At 42.7% G+C, this 7,341-nt stretch carries 7 protein-coding genes; 5 read left to right on the top strand and 2 right to left on the bottom strand.

Features of this window, described 5'->3' with window-relative positions; genetic code table 11:
* The first annotated feature begins 321 nt into the window (after positions 1–321).
* From QXD64_04395 to QXD64_04380, 4 genes are read left to right on the top strand one after another with little or no spacing between them, the layout of a single operon-like run.
* Positions 322–1,152, top strand: a complete 831-nt coding sequence (locus QXD64_04395; protein MEM3396555.1) for a transketolase — start codon at positions 322–324, stop codon at positions 1,150–1,152.
* Positions 1,149–2,090 carry a transketolase family protein gene (locus QXD64_04390; protein MEM3396554.1) on the top strand — a complete coding sequence of 314 codons (942 nt, stop codon included), beginning with the start codon at positions 1,149–1,151 and terminating at the stop codon, positions 2,088–2,090. Before QXD64_04395 ends, QXD64_04390 begins: the two co-directional genes overlap by 4 nt.
* A complete protein-coding gene (gene fsa / locus QXD64_04385; GenBank protein ID MEM3396553.1) occupies positions 2,087–2,737 on the top strand; it encodes a fructose-6-phosphate aldolase in 651 nt (216 codons plus the stop codon). Before QXD64_04390 ends, fsa begins: the two co-directional genes overlap by 4 nt.
* Before the next feature lie 12 nt (positions 2,738–2,749).
* Positions 2,750–5,299, top strand: coding sequence for a tetratricopeptide repeat protein (locus QXD64_04380; GenBank protein ID MEM3396552.1), 2,550 nt, complete (start codon positions 2,750–2,752; stop codon positions 5,297–5,299).
* On the opposite strand, the gene QXD64_04375 is transcribed toward QXD64_04380, so the two are convergent.
* Positions 5,291–6,103, bottom strand: a complete 813-nt coding sequence (locus QXD64_04375; GenBank protein ID MEM3396551.1) for a hypothetical protein — start codon at positions 6,101–6,103, stop codon at positions 5,291–5,293. The genes QXD64_04380 and QXD64_04375 overlap by 9 nt on opposite strands.
* 86 nt (positions 6,104–6,189) lie before the next feature.
* Here QXD64_04375 and QXD64_04370 point away from each other — a divergent pair, with 86 nt between their 5' ends.
* A complete protein-coding gene (locus QXD64_04370; protein ID MEM3396550.1) occupies positions 6,190–6,645 on the top strand; it encodes a CoA-binding protein in 456 nt (151 codons plus the stop codon).
* Here QXD64_04370 and QXD64_04365 read toward each other — a convergent pair.
* Positions 6,617–7,339 (bottom strand): radical SAM protein, encoded by a 723-nt coding sequence (locus QXD64_04365; protein MEM3396549.1) that lies wholly within the window; start codon positions 7,337–7,339, stop codon positions 6,617–6,619. The two genes, QXD64_04370 and QXD64_04365, sit on opposite strands and share 29 nt — an antisense overlap.
* Positions 7,340–7,341 lie beyond the last annotated feature (2 nt).

Raw genomic sequence — 7,341 nt, 5'->3', positions numbered from 1 at the left:
CGCAACGATACCCTTCATAACACTACCGCCTAAACTTTAGGTAAAAACTCCTTTTCGAACTGTGTCTGAAGAGAGAAAACTCTTCCAATTATGGACATAACGCTCCATAAACTTCAAACATTTCCGTCCTTTTTAACGCACTTTCATCATACGAACCATTTAACAAATACATGAAAGTATGGTTTACTCCTCTGATTTCATTTTCTCTGTGGAAAATTGGTAAGGGACAGCGTAAAAGCTTGTGTGGCTCATACCAACCTTCCGAAGTCATGAACAAACAACAAACCTTATCTATTATGTGCGTTATCGCAAAGCGAGAGCATGCTCACAGATGAAGAAATAAAATTCCTGACAGAGAAGGCCATTGTCGTGAGGAGACACATTATAAGGATGATTTACAATGCACAATCAGGGCACCCTGGTGGTAGCTTATCTGCCACGGATATCCTTGTTGCTCTCTACTTCAAGTATCTGAGGCATCGTCCTACTGACCCTGGCTGGGCTGATAGAGATAGATTTGTTTTAAGTAAAGGTCACGGAGTCCCTGCACTCTATGCTGTGCTCGCTGAAAGCGGTTACTTTCCGAAAGAGGAGTTGCTTACACTCAGAAAAATCAACTCACGACTTCAGGGGCATCCAGATGCAAGGAAATTGCCCGGAATTGAGGCATCTACTGGTTCACTTGGTCAGGGGCTGTCTGTCGCATGTGGTATGGCTCTAGCTGGCAAAATTGACAAAAAGGAATACAGAGTTTACGCAATGATTGGCGATGGCGAAAGCGAAAGCGGTCAAATCTGGGAGGCAGCAATGACCGCACATCATTACAAATTAGATAATCTGACTGTCTTTCTGGATAGGAACAATCTTCAGATTGATGGCTGCACTGAAAACATAATGTGCCTTGAACCGCTGAAAAATAAATGGGAGGCATTCGGCTGGCACGTGATTGAAATCAATGGGCATGATTACAGGGAAATAGGGAAGGCGATTGAGGAAAGTTGGGGTGTAAAGGGAAAGCCCACAATGGTCATTGCAAAGACTGTAAAAGGTAAGGGTGTTTCCTTCATGGAGAACAATGTGAGTTTCCATGGAAAGCCACCAAACAAGGAAGAGGCAGAAAGAGCAATGAAAGAACTCGGTGATACGCTATGAACTGGAAAAAGGAAAGTTTGAGAGATGCGTACGGCAAAACTCTCGTGGAACTTGGGAAAGAAAGGAAGGAAATAGTAGTTCTTGATGCTGACCTTTCATCATCAACTAAAACCGCCCTTTTTGGGAAGGCATTCCCAGAACGGTTTTTCAATGTTGGCATAGCAGAGCAGAACCTGATGAGCATTGCAGCAGGGCTTGCCTATTCTGGAAAAATTCCTTTTGTGTCAACCTTTGCCGTTTTTGCAACTGGGAGAGCTTATGACCAGGTGAGGCAGTCGATTTGCTATCCGAATCTTAAGGTAAGGATTGTAGCAACCCATGCTGGGTTGACAGTTGGTGGTGATGGAGCCAGCCACCAGATGTGTGAGGACCTAGGGCTAATGCGTTCCATGCCCAACATTGCAATTTTCTCACCTTGTGATGCTCCCCAGACCCGTGAAATAATAAAGAATGTTGTGGATTACCCAGGACCAGTTTATGTTCGTCTCGTTCGGCAAGACCTACCAACAATTACCGAAGGGCAGGATTTCAGAGTGGGAGAGGCACAAGTGCTTCTAGACGGTAGTGATGTTACAATTATTGCCACAGGTAGTATGGTTTCCACAGCTCTTCAAGCATCTAATGAACTGAAAAACCATGGAATTTCCGCAAGGGTAATAAATATTCACACGATCAAGCCCATAGATATCAAAACCATTGTGAAATGTGCAAGGGAGACAAAAGGAATCGTGACTGTAGAGGAGCATACTGTGAGCACGGGTTTGGGTGCTGCGGTTGCAGAGGTTGTTTCAGAGCATTACCCTACATTTGTTAAGCGCGTAGGTGTGCCTGACACATTTGGTGAATCTGGTGAACCAGAACCATTGCTCAAAAAGTACGGTTTGAGTGTGGAAAGCATTGTAAGAAAGGCAAAAAGCATAGTGGAGGTGAAAAAATGAAAATCTTTCTGGACACTGCAAATGTGAAAGAAATAAGGGAAGCAAACAGCTGGGGGATAATTGATGGTGTGACCACGAACCCGAGCTTGATTGCGAAAGAGGGCAGAGATTTCAGGGAAGTGGTGGAAGAGATTACAGGGATTGTAGATGGGCCGATAAGTGCAGAAGTGGTGAGCATGAATGCAGATGGAATGGTTGCAGAAGGAAGAGAGCTTGCGAAAATCCACAAGAACATAAACATCAAAATCCCGATGTGTGTGGAAGGACTGAAGGCAACTAAAGCGCTTGCAAAAGAGGGAATAAAGGTGAACATGACCTTGGTGTTCTCTCCAAACCAGGCATTACTTGCAGCAAAGGCAGGAGCTGCATTCGTAAGCCCGTTTGTTGGTAGATTGGACGATGTGGGGCAGGATGGCATGCTGATGATTCCAGACATTGTTGAAATTTATAGGAATTACAATTTCAAAACAGAAATTATTGTTGCGAGTGTTCGGCATCCCATTCATGTTTACCAGGCCGCCCTTGCTGGTGCCCACATCGCTACAGTGCCATTCAGCGTGCTGGAAAAAATGGTTAAGCATCCACTGACAGACATAGGCATAGACCGCTTCTTAAAAGACTGGGAGAAGGTGCCGAAGAAGAAGTGAGGGGGCTAGCCGTTGGAACTTTCTATTGTCGGTAGAGAGAAGGAAATAGAGTATTTCGGAAGTGCAATCCAGCAATGTAAGTCAGGAAGGGGCGGAACCTATTTAATCACAGGCCCAATAGGTGTTGGAAAGTCGAGGTTGCTTGAGGAAATTGCTGCAATAGGGAAAAGCCAGAATCTTGCGGTATTATTTGGTAGAGGTCTTGATGAGAAATCTGTGCCCTATCTTCCATTTACTGATGCTCTGAGCAGTTATAGCAAGAATGAGGCAGAGGCGTACACTCCTCTTGCTCTCTCTTTAGCAGGAGGCGAGCAGAGAGGTATTGAGAGCGTTGATTTAACAAGAGAGCGGGGACGCATTTTAGAATCTCTGTCAAAGAAAATAATGGATATTGAAACCAGGCAACCAATGATCCTAATAATTGATGATTTACAGTGGGCGGACACAGCATCACTTTCTCTTTTCATTTACTTAGCGAGAAACCTAACAGGGAGGAGAATTTTGCTCCTTGCGGCATATCCTGATGAAGCAATGAAAACAGAAAAGAACCCCGTATTTGTGAATACAGTGATGCAACTTCGTTCAGAGAAACTTGCCAATGTAGTGGAACTAAAACCGCTCACATACGAGGCAATTCTGAAACTCCTAGAAATCGAATTTGGAACTTGGAAGATTCCAGAAGAAATTGCAAAGATGATCTACCAGAGGACTGAGGGCATTCCTCTATTCGTTACAGAATTTGTTAGAAGCATCGTTGAAGAAAACATCTATGACCCAACTAAACGGGAGCTTAGGATTTCGCCAGAGGAACTACAGATGCCTTCTACAGTTCAATCGATCATTAAAGGTCGTCTATCCATTTTATCCGAGAATGCTAGGAAACTGTTGACATACGCAAGCATTTGTGGTAGGGTGTTTCAGTATGATGTATTGGAAGCAATTACAGAGATGAACACTGAGACTATGCTAGATGCATTGGACGAACTACTTGAAAAGGGTTTTCTTCGTGAAGAGGGTGAAGAAAAATACCGATTTGTTCACAATGCAATCTATGAGACAGTATTTAACGAAATTATTGGTGTGAGGAAGAGAATAGTTCACAGAAAGATTGGTGAGGCGTTGGAAAAGCTTCACAACACACCTGAGTATGCTCATGAAATTGCAAGACATTATTACAATGCCCAGAGCTATGATAAGGCAGCACCTTTTGCTCTCAGGTCTGCAGAGGACTTTGCGAAGATTTACGCGACAGATGAGGCAATAAAGTATGCAGAAATGGCAAGATTTTGTTATGAAAAAATAGGTCAGAAGGATTCGCTAATGGTTGCATCAATGCTGCTTGGGGATATGCTCCTCCTGAATGGAAAGTATGATGATGCTCTACGTGTGTACGAAGAAGTGAGGGCACTCGCAGAAAGAGAAAGCGCTAAAGAAAAGATTGGTATGGCAACCGCAAGAGTTGGCCTAGCATACCATCGTAAAGGAATGATGAACAAAGCTCTAGAACATCTTATGCAGGCATTAGACATTTTCGAAAAATCAGGGTTGAAAAAAGAGTATGCTAGAACTCTGAGACAGATCGGCTGGGTCTATGAACGAAAAGGGGACTTTGCAACCTCGCTGGAATATGTATCGAAAGGTTTAAAGATTACAGAGGAACTTGGAGATCCTGCAGAACTGGCAGATGCATATCATCGTCTGGGGACCACTCAGTTGAGCATTGGACTGATGGAAGAAGCGGAAAAGAATCTGAACACGGCCGTAGAGATTAGGAAAAAGAATAACCTTCTCAAAGGGCTTGCCGATTCCTACAACAATCTTGGAATACTTTATCATGATACCGGCAACACTGAAAAAGCAGTGGAATATTATCTCAAGGCAAAGGAAATTTACGCAAAAATAGGAGATGTGGTGGGAGAATCAATGATGTCCAACAACCTTGGTATAATTTATCATGATAGGGGAGAATGGGAGAAGGCGCTTGAAAACTATATGCGAGATTACCATACAAATCTTAAAGTAGGGAATCTCTGGGGACACATGATTTCTTCCAGTAATATTGGGAGCCTGTACAGGGAAATGGAGAATTACGAAGAGGCTTTGAAGTACTACAATGAAGCCCTAGAATACTCTGAAAAGATTGGTGAGAAATGGATATATTGCACAGCACTTGGTAGTGTGGCAGAGATCTATGCAGTGAAAGGAGAGATTGAAAAAGCAAAGGAGCTCGCGGAACGTTGTTTGATGGTTGGAAAATCTACTGGCTCTAAAGAATCTCTCGCCTCTGCCTACACATCTTTCGGTATGGTTCAAAGACATGCAAAGAACTGGGAGGAAGCAGAGGAGTACCTAACCAGCGCAAAACTTCTTTACGCAGAGATGAAAATGAAGAGTGGGATTGCTGGATGTGACGAGGAACTTGGAATTTTGTATGCTGAAAAGGGAGAGAAAGAGAAGGCAAGAAAGTTTTTTGAGGATGCGATTAAAGGATACAAGGAGTTAGGACAGATTAAGTCGATGGAACGAATTGAAAAAACAATGAAGAAATACTCACTACTTTAGAACTGAACCCTTTTCAAACTTTTTCTTAAGACCCCATGTTACAGGAATCCATATCATCAACAAGCTCCCACTTGAAACCATCAGCATTCCCCAGGAAATAATTGCATCTGTTCGAACTGTCTTATCAATCACAATTCTAATGGTCGCGTTCCAATCTTTCACAATATGTATCACATACTCCTTCCCGATTTTTTCAGGTGTGAGGAATTGGGCACAGCTTTTGCTACCTGTAGTAGTATTGTTCAGCGTTTGATTGAAGTAGGGGTAAAATCTCCCATTGGCATAATTTGTGGTAAAATCCACTATCTCTGCAATTATAACTGTGGCACAGCCATTATCAACAGTAAAACTCATAGTCTCAGCATAAGAGAATCCGTGTGAATCTCTTGGTACAAAACTTATGTTGAAGTATTTTCCATGACCTACATTAAAATCTGTTTTTGTAAGCGTCTTTACACTGAGCGGTAAAGCTGGATGGAACATTAAAACACCAGCAGCAAGAAGCACCAAACCATAAATTAGTGCTTTTCTCATGCTTCTTTTGGCAGACAACACCCTTCTAGTATCACTCACTTCAAATGCAATTTCTCCAATAGCAAATGCTCCAAAAAACCATGTAGATGTGAAAATACCAGCAAGGCACACAGTAATTCCATCAGGAATTGGCAAGTAAAATGGGTTTACATTTCCCCCAGCAATCAGGAAAACTACGATGAGAAGAAAGAACACGCTAGCAATAACCCAGGTTAAAGTTTTCTTTACCTGTTTGAGTTTCTCCAAGCGTGTTAATTCCTGTTCTTTCATCGTTTTTGGTGAGGGTTTAGTTGTATTTATGGATTTTTGTGGCTGCCACCCAAAGGTTCTTATGCCTCTCCTTAATCCATGTGCATATGTCCAATGTATGTGAATTGCCAAGGAAAAATGCCTCAGATACAGAAATCGACGAGATTTTGGCCAACTACAATGTGGTAGCAATAGTTGGCGTTTCTGACAAACCTGACAGAGACAGTTATATTGTAGCTAAGTACTTGCACGAACACGGTTACAAAATCATCCCTGTGAATCCGAACATCAATTCTCTATTTGGGATAAAGGCCTATCCCAGTTTGAGTGAGGTGCCGGAAGCGGTAGAAATTGTGGACATTTTCAGGAAGCCAGAGACCGTGCCCGAAATTGTGGAAGAAGCAATAAAGAAAGGTGCAAAAGTAATCTGGATGCAGAAGGGAATTGTGCACAATGTAGCTGCAGAAACCGCAAGAAAGCACGGTCTAAAAGTGGTGATGGACAGATGCCTGATGGTAGAGCACAAGGGGAGAACTAAAAGAGGGAGCAGCACCCACTCTTGAACTCCATTTTTTCTCCTGACTTTTCAAGGAACTCAACGAAATCTTTGGTTGGATGAGCAATTCCACTGAAACCATGTTTCCAAGCAAGCTTTTCTATTTCTAGATTTCTAGGTCGCATGCAGCCCAGCATGATTTCGCCCTCTATTTTTTCTCTAGCATACCTGAAGACCTCTTCAATTCTCTCTGTGCTCACTTTAACATTTTCAAGTGGTGTTCCTGATACTGGTACCAGCACATTCAGAACCATTTTTTTGGGAGAATACTTTGAAACAAGATCTATTCCTGCCTCCTCCCCACTATTTTTGCCATGGTTGATTCCAATGGTAATGTGAGGAACAATGGAAGCATTTGCATCAGTAAGATTTGCAATTGTTTGTTCGTAAGCCTCCACTGAAGTGTCTAATCCATAAATTTCTCTTATGGTCGCGTGTGAACCAACAACATCAACCGAAAACACATCAATTCCAGAGGCAACATAAAGCTCTGCAAGCTCTCTCGTAAACACGAAGCCAGTATGGGCGTTGATTTTAAGGGGAGTGTAGGTTTTCAATTTATGCACGCCTTCGAGCACATCCCAAAGAGGCACACGTCCGTTTTCGTCACAGCCTCCAGAAAGCAGAAATCCATCGCTTCCTTCCTTAACTAGTTTCACTCCAATGGCAAGCAATTCTTCATTATTCTTACATGGTAGCATCC

It is taken from the genome of Thermoplasmata archaeon (assembly GCA_038874435.1).
In the GTDB taxonomy this organism is placed as follows: domain Archaea; phylum Thermoplasmatota; class Thermoplasmata; order Lutacidiplasmatales; family SKW197; genus SKW197.
Note: the sequence above shows the minus strand (reverse complement) of the source record. Positions and strands in the feature narration are given on the sequence as shown.

Excerpts from the sequence above, each read along its gene's own strand:
- QXD64_04365 (MEM3396549.1), bottom strand. The coding sequence starts at position 7,339 with ATGCTACCATGTAAGAATAATGAAGAATTGCTTGCCATTGGAGTGAAA.
- fsa (MEM3396553.1), top strand. The coding sequence starts at position 2,087 with ATGAAAATCTTTCTGGACACTGCAAATGTGAAAGAAATAAGGGAAGCA.
- QXD64_04370 (MEM3396550.1), top strand. The coding sequence starts at position 6,190 with ATGTCCAATGTATGTGAATTGCCAAGGAAAAATGCCTCAGATACAGAA.
- QXD64_04390 (MEM3396554.1), top strand. The coding sequence starts at position 1,149 with ATGAACTGGAAAAAGGAAAGTTTGAGAGATGCGTACGGCAAAACTCTC.
- QXD64_04395 (MEM3396555.1), top strand. The coding sequence starts at position 322 with ATGCTCACAGATGAAGAAATAAAATTCCTGACAGAGAAGGCCATTGTC.
- QXD64_04375 (MEM3396551.1), bottom strand. The coding sequence starts at position 6,103 with ATGAAAGAACAGGAATTAACACGCTTGGAGAAACTCAAACAGGTAAAG.